Origin of the sequence: Peptoclostridium acidaminophilum DSM 3953 (genome assembly GCF_000597865.1) — a bacterium.
Lineage (GTDB): Bacteria > Bacillota > Clostridia > Peptostreptococcales > Peptostreptococcaceae > Peptoclostridium_A > Peptoclostridium_A acidaminophilum.
The window spans coordinates 1,700,513-1,720,715 of record NZ_CP007452.1 but is presented as its reverse complement, the minus strand read 5'-3'; the positions used below and the strand labels follow the sequence as shown (position 1 = coordinate 1,720,715).

19 protein-coding genes and 5 riboswitches are annotated in these 20,203 nt (G+C 41.0%); of the genes, 16 read left to right on the top strand and 3 right to left on the bottom strand.

Annotated elements, in window-relative coordinates; genetic code table 11:
• The first annotated feature begins 73 nt into the window (after window positions 1-73).
• The 8 genes from EAL2_RS08510 to EAL2_RS08475 all read left to right on the top strand — a co-directional run bounded on the left by EAL2_RS08510 (window position 74) and on the right by EAL2_RS08475 (window position 7,052).
• Window positions 74-1,744, top strand: coding sequence for a formate--tetrahydrofolate ligase (locus tag EAL2_RS08510; RefSeq protein ID WP_025435976.1), 1,671 nt, complete (start codon window positions 74-76; stop codon window positions 1,742-1,744).
• A 255-nt stretch (window positions 1,745-1,999) separates the two neighbouring features.
• A complete protein-coding gene (locus tag EAL2_RS08505) occupies window positions 2,000-2,179 on the top strand; it encodes a hypothetical protein (RefSeq protein ID WP_025435975.1) in 180 nt (59 codons plus the stop codon).
• A 230-nt stretch (window positions 2,180-2,409) separates the two neighbouring features.
• The gene (locus EAL2_RS08500; RefSeq protein WP_207641138.1) at window positions 2,410-3,072 is read left to right on the top strand and encodes a nucleotidyltransferase domain-containing protein; all 663 of its coding nucleotides are present in this window, start codon (window positions 2,410-2,412) and stop codon (window positions 3,070-3,072) included.
• A 30-nt stretch (window positions 3,073-3,102) separates the two neighbouring features.
• Window positions 3,103-3,660: a GTP cyclohydrolase I FolE gene (gene folE, locus EAL2_RS08495; protein WP_025435973.1), complete on the top strand. Its 558-nt coding sequence runs from the start codon at window positions 3,103-3,105 to the stop codon at window positions 3,658-3,660.
• 13 nt (window positions 3,661-3,673) lie between these two features.
• On the top strand, window positions 3,674-4,471 hold the full coding sequence (gene folP, locus EAL2_RS08490) for a dihydropteroate synthase (RefSeq protein WP_025435972.1): 798 nt from the start codon (window positions 3,674-3,676) through the stop codon (window positions 4,469-4,471).
• Window positions 4,471-4,836 carry a dihydroneopterin aldolase gene (folB, locus tag EAL2_RS08485; RefSeq protein WP_025435971.1) on the top strand — a complete coding sequence of 122 codons (366 nt, stop codon included), beginning with the start codon at window positions 4,471-4,473 and terminating at the stop codon, window positions 4,834-4,836. The genes folP and folB overlap by 1 nt, the downstream gene beginning before the upstream one ends.
• Entirely contained in the window at window positions 4,829-5,308 is a 480-nt protein-coding gene (gene folK, locus EAL2_RS08480; RefSeq protein ID WP_025435970.1) for a 2-amino-4-hydroxy-6-hydroxymethyldihydropteridine diphosphokinase, read from the top strand. Before folB ends, folK begins: the two co-directional genes overlap by 8 nt.
• 115 nt (window positions 5,309-5,423) lie before the next feature.
• On the top strand, window positions 5,424-7,052 hold the full coding sequence (locus tag EAL2_RS08475) for a PucR family transcriptional regulator (protein WP_025435969.1): 1,629 nt from the start codon (window positions 5,424-5,426) through the stop codon (window positions 7,050-7,052).
• A gap of 388 nt (window positions 7,053-7,440) precedes the next feature.
• Here the strand turns inward: EAL2_RS08475 and EAL2_RS08470 are convergent, their stop codons facing one another.
• On the bottom strand, window positions 7,441-8,733 hold the full coding sequence (locus EAL2_RS08470) for an IS110 family RNA-guided transposase (RefSeq protein WP_038601674.1): 1,293 nt from the start codon (window positions 8,731-8,733) through the stop codon (window positions 7,441-7,443).
• Between the two features lie 386 nt (window positions 8,734-9,119).
• On the opposite strand from EAL2_RS08470, the gene EAL2_RS08465 reads away from it, so the two are divergent.
• The 3 genes from EAL2_RS08465 to EAL2_RS08455 all read left to right on the top strand — a co-directional run bounded on the left by EAL2_RS08465 (window position 9,120) and on the right by EAL2_RS08455 (window position 12,065).
• Complete coding sequence (locus EAL2_RS08465; protein WP_070810850.1) at window positions 9,120-10,415, top strand: MFS transporter; 1,296 nt, start codon at window positions 9,120-9,122, stop codon at window positions 10,413-10,415.
• Between the two features lie 212 nt (window positions 10,416-10,627).
• Complete coding sequence (locus EAL2_RS08460) at window positions 10,628-11,341, top strand: DUF5058 family protein (RefSeq protein ID WP_025435967.1); 714 nt, start codon at window positions 10,628-10,630, stop codon at window positions 11,339-11,341.
• A 10-nt stretch (window positions 11,342-11,351) separates the two neighbouring features.
• Entirely contained in the window at window positions 11,352-12,065 is a 714-nt protein-coding gene (locus tag EAL2_RS08455) for a hypothetical protein (protein ID WP_025435966.1), read from the top strand.
• A 94-nt stretch (window positions 12,066-12,159) separates the two neighbouring features.
• Here EAL2_RS08455 and EAL2_RS08450 read toward each other — a convergent pair whose 3' ends face one another.
• A complete protein-coding gene (locus EAL2_RS08450) occupies window positions 12,160-12,732 on the bottom strand; it encodes a TDE2712 family protein (RefSeq protein ID WP_025435965.1) in 573 nt (190 codons plus the stop codon).
• Window positions 12,733-12,814: 82 nt separating this feature from the next.
• A complete protein-coding gene (locus EAL2_RS08445; protein WP_330375756.1) occupies window positions 12,815-13,573 on the bottom strand; it encodes a DNA adenine methylase in 759 nt (252 codons plus the stop codon).
• Between the two features lie 264 nt (window positions 13,574-13,837).
• Window positions 13,838-13,933, bottom strand: a riboswitch (glycine riboswitch).
• A gap of 3 nt (window positions 13,934-13,936) precedes the next feature.
• A riboswitch (glycine riboswitch) is annotated at window positions 13,937-14,041 on the bottom strand.
• A 253-nt stretch (window positions 14,042-14,294) separates the two neighbouring features.
• A riboswitch (glycine riboswitch) is annotated at window positions 14,295-14,395 on the top strand.
• Between the two features lie 315 nt (window positions 14,396-14,710).
• A riboswitch (glycine riboswitch) is annotated at window positions 14,711-14,821 on the top strand.
• Between the two features lie 213 nt (window positions 14,822-15,034).
• A riboswitch (glycine riboswitch) is annotated at window positions 15,035-15,143 on the top strand.
• A gap of 162 nt (window positions 15,144-15,305) precedes the next feature.
• Between EAL2_RS08445 and EAL2_RS08440 the strand changes: the two genes are divergently transcribed.
• The 5 genes from EAL2_RS08440 (at window position 15,306) to trxB (ending at window position 20,161) form a co-directional block, all read left to right on the top strand.
• Complete coding sequence (locus EAL2_RS08440) at window positions 15,306-15,701, top strand: GrdX family protein (RefSeq protein ID WP_025435964.1); 396 nt, start codon at window positions 15,306-15,308, stop codon at window positions 15,699-15,701.
• Between the two features lie 131 nt (window positions 15,702-15,832).
• On the top strand, window positions 15,833-17,119 hold the full coding sequence (locus EAL2_RS08435) for a glycine/sarcosine/betaine reductase component B subunit (protein WP_025435963.1): 1,287 nt from the start codon (window positions 15,833-15,835) through the stop codon (window positions 17,117-17,119).
• Between the two features lie 76 nt (window positions 17,120-17,195).
• Window positions 17,196-17,672 (top strand): glycine/sarcosine/betaine reductase complex selenoprotein A, encoded by a 477-nt coding sequence (grdA, locus tag EAL2_RS08425; RefSeq protein WP_084481067.1) that lies wholly within the window; start codon window positions 17,196-17,198, stop codon window positions 17,670-17,672.
• Window positions 17,673-17,688: 16 nt separating this feature from the next.
• Window positions 17,689-19,005 carry a glycine reductase complex selenoprotein B gene (gene grdB / locus EAL2_RS08420; protein WP_084481064.1) on the top strand — a complete coding sequence of 439 codons (1,317 nt, stop codon included), beginning with the start codon at window positions 17,689-17,691 and terminating at the stop codon, window positions 19,003-19,005.
• A 208-nt stretch (window positions 19,006-19,213) separates the two neighbouring features.
• Complete coding sequence (trxB, locus tag EAL2_RS08410; protein ID WP_025435960.1) at window positions 19,214-20,161, top strand: thioredoxin-disulfide reductase; 948 nt, start codon at window positions 19,214-19,216, stop codon at window positions 20,159-20,161.
• The last annotated feature ends 42 nt before the right edge of the window (window positions 20,162-20,203 follow it).

The following is a 20,203-nucleotide window of genomic DNA, read 5'->3' as shown; positions in this document are numbered from 1 at the left end:
GGCAAAGCCCATTTGCCGGCATGTGTTAAAATGGATGTATATCAAAAAAAATAGAAATTCAGGAGGTTAGAGGATGAAAACTGACGTTCAAATAGCACAGGAAGCCAAGATGCTTCCAATAATGGAAGTTGCAAAACAAATAGGTCTAGGTGAGGATGATATCGAACTTTACGGCAAGTATAAGGCGAAGATATCTCTTGACGTTTACAAGAGACTTGCTGACAAGCCGGACGGAAAGCTAGTTCTGGTTACAGCTATAAACCCAACTCCAGCAGGAGAAGGAAAGACTACTACAAACGTAGGTCTTAGCATGGGTCTTAACAAGATAGGTAAAAAGACTATAACAGCTCTTAGAGAGCCATCACTTGGACCATGCTTTGGTGTTAAGGGAGGAGCAGCTGGAGGCGGATACGCTCAGGTAGTTCCTATGGATGACATAAACCTTCACTTCACTGGAGACATCCACGCTATAACTACAGCTCACAACCTGCTTGCAGCTCTTATGGACAACCACATAAAGCAGGGCAACGCTCTTGGAATAGACATAAACAAGATAACTTGGAAAAGGGTTCTTGACATGAATGACAGAGCTCTTAGAGACATAGTTATAGGCCTTGGCGGCACAGCCAACGGAATCCCAAGACAAGACGGATTCGATATAACTGTTGCATCTGAGATAATGGCTATAATGTGTCTTGCTACAAGCCTTTCAGACCTTAAAGACAGACTTTCAAGAATGATAGTAGGCTATACAAGCGACGATCAGCCTGTTACTGCTGGACAGCTTAACGCTACAGGAGCTCTTGCACTTCTTCTTAAGGATGCTCTTAAGCCAAACCTTGTACAGACTCTAGAAAACACTCCAGCTATAATACACGGCGGACCATTTGCAAACATAGCTCACGGCTGTAACTCTGTAACGACTACTAAGACAGCTCTTAAGATAGCTGACTACGTAGTTACAGAAGCCGGTTTTGGTGCTGACCTTGGAGCTGAGAAGTTCTTCGACATCAAGTGCCGTTTTGCAGATCTTAAGCCTGACGTAGCTGTAATAGTTGCTACAGTTAGAGCTCTTAAGAACCACGGCGGAGTAGCTAAAGCAGACCTTGGAGCTGAAAACATGAAGGCTCTTGAGGACGGCTTTGGAAACCTTGAAAGACACATTGAAAACGTGCACAAGTTCGGAGTGCCTGCAGTAGTTGCTATAAACGCATTCCCTACAGACACTGAAAAAGAGCTTAAGTTCGTTGAAGATGCCTGCAGAAAACTAGGCGCAGACGTAGTGCTTTCAGAAGTATGGGCAAAAGGCGGAGAAGGCGGAGTTGAGCTTGCTAAGAAGGTAGTTGAAGTAGCTGAAAAAGGCGCAGCAAAATTCAAGCCGCTATATCCAGCAGAAATGCCTCTAAAGCAAAAGATAGAGACAATAGCAAAAGAAATATACAGAGCGGACGGAGTAGAGTTCTCGGCTAAGGCTTCAAAAGAGCTTGATAAATTCGAGAAGCTTGGATTTGGAAATCTTCCAATATGCGTAGCTAAGACTCAGTATTCATTCTCTGACAATCCAAACCTTAAAGGAGCTCCAAAGGGCTTCACTGTATCAGTAAGCAATGCAAGAATATCAGCTGGTGCAGGCTTCATAGTTGTGCTTACTGGAGACATAATGACTATGCCTGGACTTCCAAAGGTTCCAGCTGCAAACCACATGGATGTACTTGAAAGCGGAGAAATAGTAGGTCTGTTCTAATATGGATATCAAGTTTAATAAGTAATAGAACCATCCTCTTAATCTATTTGGGGAAAACCTAGGTTTTCCCCTCTTTTATACACACAGCTATAGAAAAATTCTATCATCAAGGAGGGCATTATAATGGCATTTAAAATTGAAGGCGGAGACGTTAAGAAAGCTCTGGAAGTGAGCATAGATGAGTCAATAAAAGACAGGATAGCTAACGCTTGCGCAACCTGAGATATCAACGCAGTCCTGGCAGTTGCTTGGGGAGTGAAAGAAGAAATAAGCGCTAGTGAAGCTGAAGCAGTAGACAAGACTCTTGCAGAACTTGCAGGTTCAAGCATAGCACTTGAGTCTGGATACAAGGTTGATTTCATGAAGGGCGGATGTAAGGTAAAAGATGACAAGGCCGTGCTTATATACAGATATCAAATAACTGAAAAGCCTTAAGTTTCATATTTTAAGAATCAAAATAATATTTATAATGCAAAGTCAAAACAGTATAAAACAAATCTATGGACAGGCCGTTTATAAACGGCCTGTTTTGTGATAATCTTAGTATATGGTCCAGTATATTATTATAAGGGCTTTCGATATAAACAATACAGTCTGATGGTAGACTTTCAAGAAATTATCAGCCGCAGTTGATTGGAAATATAGTGGGTGAAAGCATGAATATTTTGAAGCTATATAATAAAGAGATAAACAAAATAAATGGCAATGTGATAGCTATTATGCTTGTGGGTTCATACCCGCATCTGCAAAAAGGCGAAGGCAAGGACATAGATATTTTTGTCATACTTGACGAGGGGTCAAATCAGACCAGAAGAATCAAAATAATCGATGGAGTGGAGTTAGACATAAACTATTTTCCGCTCGAGGTGGCCAAACGGCTCATAGCTGACGGGGAATATTTTTTCATATATGAGCTTTCAGAGCGGGCAAGCGTGCTTTTAGACACTGGATATGCAGAAACGCTGATTAAAAATGCAAGGATAAGATATCAAAAGGGCCCGAAGAAAGCAACGCATGAGGACATATGCCTTATGAAGCATGAAACTGACGCGCTTATTCGAAGGACAATAACTGAGACTGACGTCGTGCAGCGGAATATAAATGCTGTGAGCTGCCTTGCAAAAATGCTAAAGGCATATTTTACATCAAGGGGCATATGGTGCCCAAAGGAAAAGAATATAGTAAATGCATTGCGAGAAAATGATGAAACACTATACCTGATGGCAAAGGAATTCATAGAAGATATGGATACTGAGAATTTGGAAAAAATCTCTGAGAAGGTATTTCACAACGTGTGTATGCCTGATGAGTTGAATATAGAATACTAAAAGTGAAAAAAAGAATGGAGGCTGCTTTACATGGATAAGGAAAAAATCAAAAGAGCGTTTAGGGATATAATTGAGGCGATAGGAGAGGATCCTGACAGAGAAGGGCTTAGAGACACCCCGGACAGAGTGGCCAGGATGTATGAAGAGATATTTGTAGGACTTAATGAAGATCCAAGAGACTATTTGGATGTATATTTCGAGGAAGAAAAATATGAGGAGATAGTTCTTGTAAAAGACATTCCTTTCCATTCGGTATGCGAGCACCACTTTGTGCCCTTCTTTGGCAAAGCTCATGTTGCCTATATACCAAAGGGAGGCAGGCTGACAGGACTTTCAAAGCTTGCCAGGGTAGTAGACGTAGTTGCCAAAAGGCCTCAGCTCCAGGAGAGGATATCGCAGACGGTGGCTGACATAATAATGGAAAAGCTTCAGCCGTATGGAGTTGTAGTAGTGATAGAAGCCGAGCACATGTGCATGACAATGAGAGGCGTTAAAAAGCCTGGGTCAACAACTGTCACTTCTGCAATAAGAGGCATATTCAAGAACGATACAGCCGCCAGAGCAGAGATAATGAGCCTCATAAAATAAGGGAGGGATGGCTGTGTTTGAATTTTCAAAGAAGACATATATAATGGGAATACTAAACATCACCCCCGACAGCTTTTCTGACGGCGGCAGCTACGGTTCCGTCCAGGAGGCGGTCGAGAGGGCGAAGGCAATGATAGTCGAGGGAGCCGACATAATAGATGTGGGCGGTGAGTCTACAAGACCTGGTTATACTTTGCTCTCGGACCAGGAAGAGATTGATAGAATAAGACCCGTGATTACTGAGCTTGTAAAAGAAATAAACGTGCCGATATCTATTGACACGTACAAGGCGGGTGTCGCCAGAGAAGCGTTAAGGCTTGGAGCGCACATAATAAATGACATATGGGGACTCCAAAGAGAGCCTGAGATTGCCAAGGCCATAGCCGAGCATGACGCCTACGCAGTAGTAATGCACAACCAGGATGGTACCGAATATAAAGGCGACATAATAGAAAGCATAAACGACTTTCTGAAAAGAAGCATACAGATAGCTGTGGACGCAGGCGTGGACGAAAGCAAGATAATACTTGATCCGGGCATAGGCTTTGGCAAGACCTCTGAGCAGAACATGCATGTAATGAAGAGGCTTTCTGAAATAAAAGCGCTTGGATATCCTGTACTGCTGGGCACATCCAGAAAATCCATGATAGGCAAGATACTTGACTTGCCGCCCAAAGAAAGAGTAGAGGGCACGGTGGCTACGACGGTAATGGGCATAATGCAGGGCATGGACATAGTGCGCGTGCACGATGTAAAGGAAAACTATAGAGCCGCCAAGGTTACTGATGCAATATGGAGAGGTGATTTTTAATGGACTCGATACTCCTTAAAGAGATGGTTTTTTACGGCTACCACGGCGTGTTGCCAGAGGAAAAGAGGCTAGGCCAGAAATTCATCGTAGATGTGACTCTGCATATGGATTTGAAAGCGGCCGGCAAGAGCGACAACCTTGAAATGACTGTAAGCTACCATGATGTATATATAAGGGTAAAAGATATATGCGAGAATGAAAGGTTTGATCTTATAGAGGCGCTTGCACAAAGGATTTCAGACAAGATACTAAACGATTTTTACAAGGTGGAAGAAGTTGAAGTCGCAGTCAAGAAGCCCCAGGCTCCTATTGAAGGAATATTCGACTATATGCAGGTCGCCATTAGGAGAAACAGGAATGACTAGTGCCTGCATCTCGCTGGGCAGCAATATGGGCGAGCGCCTCTCAAACCTTAAAGCGGCGGTGGACATGGTAGCCGGGCTAGAGACGACAGCACTGACAGCCGAATCTGCTGTATATGAAACTGAGCCATGGGGTCTTAAAGATCAGGACAGCTTTCTGAACATGTGCATCAAGATAGAAACCGAGCTTTCGCCAAAGGAGCTGCTAAAGAAGCTTCAGGAAATCGAGCTGGGGCTTGGCAGAAAGAGACTTATAAGATGGGGTCCAAGGACAATAGATCTGGATATTCTAATTTATGATGATGTTCAAATGGACGACGAAGAGCTCACGCTGCCGCATCCAAGGATAACAGAAAGGGCCTTCGTGCTAATGCCGCTTTTAGAGATTGCAGGAGACATAATCATAAACGGAAGACATTTAAGCAGCTGGCTGGAAGATATATCCGACCAGGGAATTTGGATGTTTAAGGAATAACATTATAGGATAAAAAGCTAATGAAGAAGCAAACAAGGGACAGCGGGACGGTTCTAGTGTCCCCTGTCCCTTATATTTTTCAAGTCATCTAATAGCTTATAAGGTTGGTGTGAATATGGGGATATCAGTAAGAGAAATGCTCGATTCAGACTTTTTCAAGGAGTACAAAGTCCTTGCAGGACATGGCGGACTTAACAAACAAATACAGGGGATTGCTGTGTTGGATGCTCCTGATGGCTATCGCTGGACACGTGGGCGGGAATTTGTAGTCAGCGCCGGTTACATTTTTGTGCAAAATCCGGGACTTTTTGAGGAGTATGTACAAACCGAATATTTTAGAAACGCCACATGCTTTGGAATAAAAATAGGCAGATACCTGAGTGAAATCCCTGACAACATTTTGGAGGCGTTCAACAAAAGCGATGTGCCCTTGATATGCATTCCATCCGGGGATTCATGGATGGACATAATGAATGCAATAAACGTCAAGGTTATGAACAAGAACATACGGCAATTCAATATTGGCGAAATAAAGGCCCACAAATTTCTTGACTCATCATATCATGTCAGAAAAATAGATAAAATTTTAAGTGCTATCGAATATGAAATGAAATTTCCGGCGATGCTGTATGATATCTCGAAAGAAAAGGCCCAATACAGCTCACACCGATTCAAAGAGGTATCCGGGAATTTGACCATGGAGGATTTCTGGAATCCATCATTCAATTTCAGCAAGGAGATGCTCTGCGACAATCTGAAGATGGCCAGATACAGGTTCTACGATGAAAGATATGAAAAGCCTTTCAGCTGGATAACAGTGCCTATAACGGTTGAAAACAAGATTAAGGCATATTTTGTTGTCATTGAGGCTACAAGTCTGATTGACTATTTTGACCAGTTTGCCTTGCGAATAGGATTCCTGATGATTCAGGATATGTATGAGCAGATTCTTGTTGCACAAAGCATAGCGGATACTGACTTTGAGAAGTTTATAAACAATATCCTGGAGGAAAAGCTTAGCGGCAAAGAAGAAATAATTAAAGCAGCCAATGAACTGAACCTGGGTATAAACAATAAGTCGTATGTTGCAATAATGAAACAAACAAACAAGAATTTAATCCTTGCGGGATACAGGGATATTTTAAAGAATTGTATAAGAGGTACATTTGAGCCTAATTATTTAAAAATGGCTTTAATTGATGACGACAAGTGTCTATTTCTTTTCAAGCGGGAAGAGGGTTTTTCTGAAGAACAAAACATCGGCCTGATTCGTGAAAAATTGGACAATTTAAAAAAGAGGCTGGAATTGGAGCTGAAGACGGATGATGTTAATCTCGTATTCGGAATGTCGGATGCATCGGATTTTATATACGAGATTAAAAGAAATCACGGCAGAGCTGAACAGGCGCTTAATATTGGCAAACTGCTTTATCCCTCGGACAATTTCTGGACATATTCGCAAATGGGCGCTTTTGCATGGCTTGACATTAAAGATGATGAAATAGATTTAATGATGAAGGATATTGATTTCTTGCTTAGCTGTGAAGAGCACAGGGAGCTTGTGCATACGCTGAGAGTTTATCTGGAATGCAAGATGAATTACAGCCTAACGGCTAAAAAATTATTTGTTCATATAAACACAGTCCGCAAAAGAATTGAAGAAATAACCGACATGACAAAGCTGGATCTGGATAACCCTATGAACAGGCTAAAACTGGAAGTTTTGCTTAAATTGTTTTACTAGAACAATTGAAAACCAACATGTAATTACCATATATGATGGCTTCGTAGCTTTTGCGAGGCCATTTAATTTTTTGAAACTCCTTGAAGAAAATTGAAAAAAATTTCGAGAATTGCGTAAAAAAAGAAAATTTATTCATCCGCACATTATTTCGAAAATTAAGAAAAGTATTTGCGTTGAGATGAAGCCGGGGAAAATGTTATCCTTGTAAAAAGAATGTTATCGATTTAAAGTCTAACATCTAAAAAATTGCAAGACCAGCTAGTTATTGTCAACGGTTAATACGAAAAAATATTTGATTTGTTGCTGTCCTAAAAAAGGGTAACCTAAATAAACGTAAATCCATTGGATTTTCGAACAAGTGGTAGTTATGCATATGTCGGACGTGTATTTATGCAGCCATCTGAGTTGGTCTTTTATATTGCTTGCAATGCTCCTGAGGTGAACGGAGCTCAAAACCCTTTTCATCACGAAGGACTGCAAATATGATGTTACAAATTTTGTGCATGATAGCACCAAGAGCAACCATCTTAGGTTTCTGAGCGGCTTTTTTCATGTAGTAATCGCAAAGATACGGATTGATTGCTTCACCATCTCGTTTCCTGCGGATAGAAGCCAATGCAACAGCGAAAATAGCGCGTCTGGCAATTCTGGAGCCACGTTTGGACATATGGACATCAGTGCCGTTGAAGTTGCCGGACTGGTTTACCTCAGGATCCAGGCCAAAGAAGGCAAAAAGCTGTTTAGGACTCCTAAAGGTTGAGAAATCGCCAATCTCACACATGATGGTTACAGCAGAAAGAAATCCAACGCCTTTGATGGAGTTAAGCCATGAAATCTGTTTGACAAATTCCTCATTCTTATTGAAGGCAACCAATTGCTGGATACGCTCCATAATGGAGTTAATGGCACAAGCCAATCGTTCAATCAGATCAAGCGTCAGTGAAATATTGAAGTAGACACTTTCAATCTGGCAGCCAAAGGATTTAGCAGCTAGCGCGGCCTGATAAAGCTTTTCATAACGATCAGTAGCTTTGGAGATACCTTTTCTTGAAGCTTTTGAGATTTTAGAAATCATGGTTTTTTTATGGCCGCGAAGTATTTTATCCGGAGTACCATACTGGCGAAGAATCATGGTGGATGTGGTGCCGGTAATATCGTTGAAAATACCAATGTACTGTGGAAACACAGTATGCAGATAGCCCTTTAGCCTGTTGATATGAGCAGATTTTTCATCCGTAAGGTCATAGTATTTTCGAGTGAGGGTGCGAAGCTCAAGAACGAGCTTTGCTGGAAACTGAGAAACCGGCAAATCATGAGAAAGACCAAGTTTGGCAATACCGAGAGAATCGATTTTATCATTTTTCACTTTTCTAATGCTTGCATTTTTCACAGAATGTGTGATAATAGGATTGATTATGGACACGTCAAAGCCAGAATCAACCAAGAAGCAGAAGAGTGGGAAATGATAAATCCCTGTGGATTCCAGAAATATTCGACATTTCATGGAATACAGCTCTTCTGCTTTTTTTAGTGCAGAAACAGCCTTTTCCAAGGAATTCGAGTTGTTATGTGTGATCTTAAAAGGTTTTTGGATTGCAGTCCCGCTCTGGTCGACGATGGACATCCAGCTGAAGGCTGAACCGACATCGATACCAGCGGACAGATAATTACGGTTATTCATAGTAAACTCCTTCCGATAGGGTTCCATAAACAACAATGAATACACAACCTGGCATGTGATACGGGTATAGCTTAAGGGCTCCCAACCAGCCTAAAACATAAATTTTCATTGAATGGAATGACTGTCTTAGTTACGGGTATCGTTGAACGAGAGTCAACTCCCTAGGAGGTGAACGTCCTTTTCCCTATCCAATGGAAAATGATACCTTATGTAGCAGACAAAGTCTAGGAGTAAGTAACTATACAAAAATCTTGAAACTTTAAACACGTATCAATGGTTGGATGACATATCCGAGGAGAACCCTCTTACCAACCTTGATATAGATTAGAAATGATGTAGAAGACTACTATTTGTCTATGACTGCATCATACCAGGAGGAGAGTTTCATGGAATCAACAATAAAACAGAAAAGCATCAAAACAGACGATGTCAAGAAAGTCGAAAGCTACAGATGGATTGTATGGTCAATTCTGGCGGCCGTGTATGTGTTCGTAACGTTCCACCGTATGAGTGCCGGAGTCGTAAAAAATGACCTTGAGAGCACATTCAATATAGGTGCTGCCCAGTTTGCGAACATAGGTGCCATGTACTTCTATGCATATTTCATAATGCAGATTCCCTCGGGAATACTCGCAGATAAGATAGGGCCGAAAAAGACAGTGTCAATTTTTTCGATAATAGCAGCGGCAGGATCAGTAATGTTTGGCATGGCGCCAAATTTACTAGTAGCATATGCAGGCAGATTCCTTGTTGGAATCGGAGTCTCTGTAGTGTTTATATGTCTGATAAAAATACAATCAAGATGGTTCTATTCAAGAAATTTCGCTCTTATGATTGGATTTGTAGGAATGTCGGCAAACCTGGGAGCATTGTTGGCACAAACGCCTCTTGTTGTTGCCGTTGGTACATTTGGCTGGAGAAGCACTTTCATATACATGGGACTTGCAATGATAGTCTTTGCAGTATTGACTGTTTTATTTGTAAAAGACGACCCTAAAGACATGGGGCTACCGGGCATGGACGAGCTTGAAAACAGACCTGCAGTAAGTTCTGACATCAAAGTTATGCCGGCACTTAAATCTATAATGTCTAACAAGAGAACATGGATTATATCACTTTCATATATAGGATTATATACAGGATATGTTGTACTGCTTGGAACCTTCGGGGTTTCTTACCTTATGCAGGCCTACACTCTGGAGAAAATACAGGCTGCAAACTATATAATGACAGCCGTTGTAGGTTCCGCAATAAGCGGCCTTGTAATCGGATACCTTTCAGACCGTTTTAAAACAAGAAAGATTCCTTTGCTGGCTACTGGAGGCCTTACTCTCCTGGGATGGATAGTGCTTATCTATACAAGAATGCCTATAGGAATGCTTGCTCCATTCATGCTTGCTTTTGGATTTGTTATGTCAGGCTTTACTATGTGTTGGACTGTGGGCACTGAGGTTAACGACAGAAGACTTGCTGGTATGGCGACAGGTGTTGTAAACTGCATTGGTTTCCTTGGAGCGGCTGTTGTGCCTGTAATAATGGGTAAAATTCTTGATAACTATCAAGCTACGCCGGCAGTAGGATACGAGAAAGCGTATTTTGTCTTAATAGCATTGATGGCAGTAAGCTTTACAGCTTCATTATTCACAACAGAAACAAAGGGTCAGAACATATACGAAGGCTAATAGCTGGTCGAAAATAATGAAATTATGCGATTAATTTAAAGAGTTATGGAAACAGTATAAAACACATCGAGTACTGGATAATAAAATCCAATACGCGGTGTGTTTTATTATTAATCGAATTTATTTTAATTGTAAAAAGCGAAACATTTTTGCGTTAATGTTGATTAGGGTATAAAAAACAATACTACATGCTGAAAAGGAGGTTTACTTTTATGAAGGAGACGTTAATAATCGCTAACAGTCCCATGATGTGGGTGCTGTCAGTGGCGATTATATCAGTTGTTGTTGTACAGGTACTAATCTTCTACAGACTGGCTAAGCATTTTGTAAAGGACACTAATGTGCTGACTGATGATGAAGTCCGTAAATCGCTTCGAATCGGGGTGATTGGAACTCTCGGACCAGCAATGGCTGTATTTGCAATCGCGGTAGCCTTGATTGCCCAGATTGGAGGTCCGATAACTCTAGCTCGTGTAGGCGTCATTGGCTCCGCTGCATTCGAGATGATTGCAGCCAAACTTGGCAGCGCCGGTACTGTAGCAACACCTGATTTTACACCGCAGATGCTGTCGGCAGCTGCGTGGGTTATGACCATTGGAGGATCAGGCTGGCTGATCATGGTGCTGCTGACAAACAAGAAATTGGATAGTTTCCATGAAGCTGCACAAAGATCAAATCCGCTGATTATTGGATATATGTCTACATTTGCTCCGTTTGTTATTTTCCTTACGCTTAGTTACAAGGAGGTAAGTAAGGGACTGGAGAGCTCCACAGCAGCCCCTCTGGCAGCGCTAGTGGCAGGTGCGGTTGTCATGTACATCATTAAAACTGCAGCTGCGCGCAATGAATCCATGAAGTGGATGAAGGAATGGGCAATGGGCTTTGCTGTAATTGCAGGAATGATAGTAGGAAGCATTGTAGGATAGGAGGGATATCATGAACAATGAAAGAATTGATAAATTCAATAGAGACGTTCACTTTTGGGGCAGGCTGACAATTGTGACAGCACTCATATTTTCACTGTCCATACCGGCATATTTGACGTTTGTACTGGGATATGTTCCAAGCTCTGAAAACATAATAGCCGGTCTTGTGGCAATTGCGGGATTTGTTGGGATAGTTTGGATTGTAGAGCCAATTTCTTATTTTCCGGTTCTTGGCCCTGCCGGTTCATACATTTCATTCCTTTCCGGAAACATTGGAAATATGCGGCTTCCAGTCATAAGTGCGGTTCAGTCCGCCATGGAGTTAGAGCCCGGAAGCAAAAAGGCCGAGGTGGCGGGAATATTTGCACTGGTATCATCCGTCATAGTCAATCTGGCCGTACTTGGAGTGGTGATGGTAGCAGGACAGTTGATTGTCAATACAATACCGGCTCCACTTCTGGGCTCATTCAACTATGCGTTGCCGGGGATTCTCGGTGCAATGCTGGTTATGTATGCGTCGTCAATAAAGAAAGAGCATACACTTATGCTCATTGCTTTAGGTGCAGCTGTTGCAGCCGCCATAAGATATTCTCCGAATTTTCTGCCGGCAAAAGTAGCCACGCTGATTATAATGGGAGATGTCGGCGTAGCGGCAATATTTGCTATCGCGTTTGCGCTGATTTTAGCTGGCAAAGCAGGAAAGCCTATAAAAACAGACAAGTAAAATGTATATGCCCATAAAAAAAGAGCTCCTTTTGCTGCATAAAGCAGTTTAAGGAGCTCTCTTTGCGTGCGATTTCAGTTAAATGGATTGATTATTACTTAAGCTCCATTAGCTTTGAAGCTATGAAAGTCTTAAGATCTTCTATTTTTACGAATTCCCTTGACTCAAGATCAAGCTCAACGTTGCCTACAACTACAGGCTTAGACTCAACTCGGTCAGGCTTAACAGTGAAGAAGTTTATGATAAGCTTGTTTCCAACAGTGTAATAAGGCTTAAGGTGAAGAGGAAGGAATATAACTTCTACTTCTTCAATTCCAAAATCGCCTTTTGAATTTACTTCTTCAATAACAGAATCAACATTAAGCACTTTAAGAGGCTGCATTATAGCTCTCATATAGTCCATGTCCTCAAGCATCCACATGTTGTCGTTCCAGAAACGGCCTTCGTTTCTGCTTTTAGGAGTGAAGGGCTCTCTGTTTGAAATAGCACTTAGGCCTTTTCTTGCAGACTCTTCGTCGAAATCAGCACCATAAGTAAGCTTCATTTCCGGAGCTCCGGCTACGGCTTTTATAAAAGCCTCTCCAACTTTTTCTTTTTCATTAGTAGCTTCCCAGTAGTAAAGCATAGACTCCATTACGTTAAGGTTTATTTTTATTTTCTTAAGCATAAAAAACATCTCCTTTTTCTTTTTATAAATTAATGCCTCAACCGGAAAATTTCCGGAGCAACTTAAATGAAATTACGGCAATCTATTTATAATTTCTTATAAGAACTTCTTCGATTTGACCTCTTTTTGAAGATATGGAATTAATGTTTCTTCCTATTTCTATTATTTCTATATTGTAATCCCGATACAGGTCATGAACAAAAGAATCGGAAGAGTTGGAAAGCAAAAAGTTGATCTCCCTTGAAGTCAGGTAGTCGCAAAGCTCTCTGAGCTTCATATGGTCTTCTCTCGTAAAGCCGTTGGCAAACTTTGAATTGTCAGATACAGGAACAGATGGGGGAGCCAGATATACGAAAGCTCCTTTTTCTATATCCTGAAGAGCATCTTCAAAGCTTGTGTTAGTGAATGTTATATTGTTCCTGTTGAAATATTCGCTTACTGATCTGAGTATGATTTTATTCACTATCTTAGGATTTTTGTACGAGCCAAACGGGGCATCAAACTGTCCACACTCGTTTGTCTTGAAAAAACCGTTGAAGCAGGTTTTGTTGAGATATATTATTCTCGAAGCTCTTTCAACGTCTGAAAGGTCATCGATTTTTCCGTTTCGATCAAAAGACCTTATGTTGTAGAAGTATTCCTTTTCGTTGACATGCTTTTTAAGGTCGTCAATTAAAAGCTCCACTTGGTCCCTTATAACTGTATATAAGTTGACGAGCTCGTTATTGACGGCATTCAGGACTGCGTTTTGAGGTTGAAGGTGGAAGAGCAAAGCTCCGCCTCCCAAAAAAAGGCTCCCTGTAGCTTGTGAATTTTCCGGGAATAAATTTTTCGATTTCATTCAAAAGATGTTTTTCATCTTTTGCCCATTTTATAAAAGGGCTCACATATTTATTTCTATTATTAGTTAACATGGCGCAAAATTCCTCCTGACATAAATACCAACACAAAAACAATGGATCCCACAGAATTTTAAGAATTCTGTAATCCGGGTTACATTATGCTATGGCGTTTTAGTGGAGAAAGATTTTGCAAAAGTATGATTTTATAAAACAAAACAAAGAAAAGGTATAAAAAGGCATAAGAAGAAAAAGCCTTTCCATACCCCTGTTATCTTTACCTGAGAGCTTATATGCCTGCCGGCATGTATCCCCTTCGGTGCCGCCAGCCTCGTAAAATAAGCGATGCGGTCTCTTCAGAGTCCCATCTTGCAGCGATACGTTTGCCTGAAAGTTTCTACAAAAAGTCGGCTAAACATTTTGTATTGCATCTTCGGCCATCCGGTCCGGATATCTCACACTGCAGTCATTTGGGTTTTGCATAAGAAAAAATTATAGAATTTTATACTTCAAATAATATACCTAATTAATTATTATTTCAAGTCAATATTTAAAAAAATATTTTTTGAAGACTGCAGCCGGCAATCAAATAGAATTTGACTGCTATAAAAAAGTGAATGGACTTTAAAAAAATATCTGATAGAGTATGTTTCAAAAAGTTATTGAAAAACTTGATGAAAACCCATATAATTATAAATATAAAAGTTAATAGTTCAATACTGGACGAAGGATATAGGAGAGAGCCTAACGGCCGCCGAAGGGACAAACATAACCATTCACACATGGAATGTGAAATTCTCAGGCAAAAGGATTATATCTGGACAGCCTCTGGATTGAGAAATCAGACAGAGTATCAATAGTGGATTGGTACTCTGTTTTTTGTTGCAAAGGAAAGTGAAGGCAGTGCGCATGCGCGATTGTACAAAATGCGTACATGTATATCTATTCAGTGGAACGTAGCGACGTTCCCTAGGTCCGTTGATAACAGTAGTACTTAATTGAGTTTTTAGGAATTATTATTAAAATAGGACGCAATAAAATAATAAAAATTAATAATAACTTCACAAAAACCTATTGAATTATTTTTAAAAAAACATATAATTAAACCTAAAGGTATAAGAAAACTAAATGTTAACTGGACGAAGGATACAGGAGAGAGCCTTGCTAAAAGGCCGCCGAAGGGACAAACTTTTGAAGCCCTGCTTAGATTCAAGAGTGAAATTCTCAGGCAAAAGGATCGTATCCAGACAGCCTCTGGATAAAAACAGAGAAACAAAAGGGCTTAAATGTTTTAGTGTGATTCACCAGGAGAAATTATTTTGCAATAGTATGATGATATATAAAGAATTGGTACCCAGGAAAAAATATTCCTAAACTTATTTTTCAAAAAACTATTGAAAAGGCATGAACAATTTTTTATAATGCAAATTGAGGTTATAGAAAAAATGAATAGCAATCACTGGGCGATGGATATGGAAGAGAGCCTTGCTAAAAGGCCGCCGAAGGGACAAGTCTTGATTTACCCAAAAGGATCAAGGTGAAATTCTCAGGCAAAAGGACCATATTCGGACAGACTCTGGATAAAAACAGAGAAACATGACTTGGGATGGTTTTGTTTTTTCTGTTTTTTTTTATACTCAAAATCCGCTTTGGAGTTTGTATTGCGGCACAGGAAATAATAGCGGGTTTAGAGTTTTGAAAATTCGGAAAACATTTTCAGAGGAGGTAATAAACTTGGAGATTATAACTAATAATCCTCTTGTGAAGGAAAAGCTTCTCCAAAAGGCAGAGAGACCTGACAGGGTAAAAAACATAACGTTTTTATCGGACTGCGATTATATCGGAGTACTCCACAATGTCAGAAATCTTGTGCATTCTGGTTACAAGATACTCACCCATCCTTTGTATGGAAGCGTAAAGCCAAATGAAACACCATACAGAACGATATTTGTGGAACCGGGAACAGGTCTTGATATGGACTCCCTGAAGCTTATTGAAAGCGCAATTCAAACAGTTGAGACATTCCAGAAGAACTACAAGACACCTGTATGGGACGAAAAAGTAACAGACGACTTTCAGGTTGTAGACTTGGATCTTATTGCACACACACTTAACGGGATCAAATTCTAGAGAGTGGCACGCTTGAGATTCGCTGACAATATTTATTATCTGCAAAGGTAAACGCTTGCAAGGGCCAAAGCTGGAGCAGAGTAATATATTATTTTTTCAATTTTTCAATATATTGAAGGAGGTACTTTTATATGCGTTTGGAACTTGGAAATATCTTCATCAAAGACATTCAGTTCGCTGCAGAGACAAAAGTAGAAAATGGGGTTCTTTATGTAAATAAAGACGAAATGATTAAAAAATTAAGCACAATTGAACACATCAAATCAGTAGATCTTGACATCGCACGTCCAGGAGAGAGTGTGAGAATAACTCCGGTTAAGGATGTTATAGAGCCAAGGGTTAAGGTTGAAGGACCTGGCGGAATATTCCCAGGAGTAATAAGCAAGGTTGATACTGTAGGTTCAGGAAGAACTCACGTGCTTAAGGGCGCTGCGGTAGTAACAACTGGAAAAGTAGTTGGATTCCAGGAAGGTATAGTAGACATGACTGGTCCTGGAGCGGAGTATACTCCTTTCTCTAAGACTCTTAACCTTGTAGTAATAGCTGAGCCGGAAGACGGCGTAGATCAGCCTAGACACGAAGAGGCTCTAAGAATGGTTGGACTAAATGCCGGCGTATATCTTGGAGAAGCTGGAAGAAACGTAACTCCAGACGAAGTAAAAGTATATGAAACTGATACAATATTCGAAGGAGCAGCAAAGTATCCAAACCTTCCAAAGGTAGGATATGTGTACATGCTTCAAACACAAGGTCTTCTACACGACACATATGTATACGGCGTAGACGCGAAGAAAATAGTTCCAACAATACTATACCCAACAGAAGTAATGGATGGAGCTGTACTAAGCGGAAACTGCGTTTCGTCTTGCGACAAGAACCCAACATACGTACACTGCAACAACCCAATGGTTGAAGAGCTTTATGCAATGCACGGAAAAGAGATCAACTTTGTTGGTGTTATAATAACAAACGAAAACGTATACCTTGCTGACAAGGAAAGATCTTCAAACTGGACAGCAAAGCTTTGCAAATTCCTAGGACTTGACGGTGCGATAGTATCTCAGGAAGGCTTTGGAAACCCAGATACAGACCTTATAATGAACTGCAAGAAGATAGAAATAGAAGGCGTTAAGACTGTAATATCTACAGACGAGTACGCAGGAAGAGACGGAGCATCTCAGTCACTTGCTGACGCCGATGTAAGAGCTAACGCTGTTGTAAGTAACGGTAACGCCAACATGGTAATAGTACTTCCTCCAATGGATAAGGTTATAGGCCACATCCAGTACATCGACACTATAGCAGGCGGATTCGACGGAGCTCTAAGAGCTGACGGAAGTGTAGAAGTTGAAATCCAGGCTATAACAGGAGCTACAAACGAGCTTGGCTTCGGATACCTATCTGCTAAAGGATACTAATCCAAACCGAAAACGTAAATAAGCAAAAAAGCTTCATTATAATATAAAAATTATTACGCAAAGGAGAGACTTTGGTATGTCAATATTTGACGGCAAAAAAGTCATCATAATCGGTGACAGAGACGGAATACCAGGTCCTGCTATGGCAGAATGTCTAAAAGGCACTGGAGCAGAAGTAGTATACTCTGCAACAGAATGCTTTGTCTGAACAGCTGCTGGTGCAATGGACCTAGAGAATCAGAATAGGGTTAAGAGCTTTACTGAGCAGTACGGTGCAGAGAACATGATAGTTCTTGTTGGTGCAGCAGAAGCTGAATCAGCAGGACTAGCTGCAGAGACTGTTACAGCAGGAGACCCTACATTCGCAGGACCACTTGCAGGAGTCCAGTTGGGACTAAGAGTATTCCACGCAGTTGAACCAGAATTCAAAGATTCAGTAGACTCAGCAGTATACGATGAGCAAATAGGCATGATGGAAATGGTTCTTGATGTTGACTCGATAATAGCTGAAATGAAGTCAATAAGAGAGCAGTTCTGCAAGTTCAATGACTAATTGAGGAGGTAAACACATGAGCAAAATTAAAGTAGTTCATTATATAAACCAATTCTTCGCAGGTGTTGGTGGAGAAGAAAAAGCTGACATCGAGCCTTTCATAGCTGAGTCACTTCCACCAGTAAGCCAGAGCCTTGCAACCCTTGTAAAGGATGATGCAGAAGTTGTTGGAACAGTAGTTTGCGGAGACTCATACTTCGGAGAAAACCTTGTAGAAGCTAAAAACAGAATACTTGAAATGATCAAGTCTTTCAATCCAGACATAGTAGTAGCTGGACCAGCTTTCAACGCAGGAAGATACGGAGTTGCTGCTGCAACTGTTACTAAGGCTGTTCAAGACGAGCTTGGAATACCAGCAGTAACTGGTATGTACATCGAAAACCCAGGCGCTGACATGTTCAAGAAATACGCATACATCATATCTACTGGAAACTCAGCTGCAGCAATGAGAACAGCTCTTCCAGCAATGGCTAAGTTCGCTATGAAGCTTGCTAAAGGCGAAGAAATAGGCGGACCAGCAGCAGAAGGATACATCGAAAGAGGTATCAGGGTTAACATGTTCAAAGAAGACAGAGGAGCTAAGAGAGCTGTCGCTATGCTTGTTAAGAAGCTTAAAGGCGAAGAGTATGAAACTGAGTATCCAATGCCTTCATTTGACAAGGTTGAGCCAGGAAAAGCTATAAAAGACATGTCTAAAGCTAAAATAGCTATAGTAACTTCTGGTGGTATAGTTCCAAAAGGAAACCCAGACAGAATAGAGTCTTCATCAGCTTCTAAGTATGGCAAGTATGACATACAAGGAATAGATGATCTTACTTCAGAAGGCTGGGAGACAGCTCACGGCGGACACGACCCAATCTACGCTAACGAAGATGCAGACAGGGTTATACCAGTAGACGTGCTTAGAGACATGGAGAAAGAAGGCGTAATAGGCGAGCTTCACAGATACTTCTACTCAACAACTGGTAACGGTACTGCTGTTGCAAGCTCTAAGAAATTCGCTGAAGAATTCACTAAGGAACTAGTAGCAGACGGCGTTGATGCTGTTATACTAACTTCTACATGAGGCACTTGTACTAGATGCGGTGCATCTATGGTTAAAGAAATAGAAAGATCTGGAATACCAGTAGTTCACATAGCTACAGTTACTCCAATATCTCTAACAGTTGGAGCCAACAGAATAGTTCCAGCTATAGCAATACCTCACCCACTTGGAAACCCAGCTCTTTCTCATGAAGAGGAAAAAGCTCTTAGAAGAAAGATAGTTGAGAAGGCTCTTGAAGCCCTTCAAACTGAGGTTGAAGAGCAAACGGTATTCGAAAGAAACTATTAATATCAATAAATGCAGGCAAGGGCTTTTGCCCCTGCCTGCAATATATAAGTATTTTCAAGGTATCTTTTATTGGATTAAAAGATATTTTGAAAATGTCTTTGAATAGTCACATTAGAGATGAAAACGTCAAAGGCTGGTAAGATACATAATTCATAACGGATTTTTTAAAAAATTTAATAATGCTAAGTATCTTAAGGAGGAAGTCACAGTGGAAAATGTATACGATTTGGCCATAATAGGTTCAGGTCCTGCAGGGCTGGCAGCAGCTCTATACGGAGCCAGAGCCAAGATGAAGACAATCATGATTGAAGGTCAGAAAGTCGGAGGACAAATAGTAATAACTCACGAGGTTGCAAACTACCCAGGCTCAGTAAGAGAAGCTACGGGTCCATCACTTATAGAGAGAATGGAAGAGCAGGCTAACGAGTTCGGCGCCGAGAAGGTAATGGACAAGATAGTAGACGTTGACCTTGACGGCAAGATAAAAGTAATAAAAGGCGAAAAAGCCGAGTACAAGGCAAAATCAGTAATACTTGCAACAGGAGCGGCTCCAAGACTTGCAGGCTGCCCGGGAGAGCAGGAGCTTACAGGCAAGGGAGTATCATACTGCGCAACTTGCGACGCTGACTTCTTCGAGGACATGGAAGTTTTCGTAGTAGGCGGAGGAGACACTGCTGTTGAAGAGGCTATGTACCTTGCGAAGTTTGCAAGAAAGGTTACAATAGTTCACAGAAGAGACGAGCTAAGAGCTGCCAAGTCTATACAGGAGAAGGCATTCAAGAATCCTAAGCTAGACTTCATGTGGAACTCTGCAATAGAAGAAATAAAGGGTGACGGCATAGTTGAATCTGCAGTATTCAAGAACCTTGTTACTGGAGAGACTACAGAGTACTTTGCAAACGAAGAAGACGGCACATTCGGAATATTCGTATTCATAGGCTACATACCTAAGAGCGACGTATTCAAGGGCAAGATAACGCTTGACGATGCCGGATATATAATAACAGACGACAACATGAAGACAAATGTTGATGGCGTATTTGCAGCAGGAGACATAAGAGTCAAGTCTCTAAGACAAGTAGTTACTGCATGCGCAGACGGAGCTATAGCTGCAACTCAGGCTGAAAAATATGTTGAGGCTAACTTCGAAGAGTAATATTAAGCAAAAAAATGTTTAGTGATTTCAAATGATGGCAAT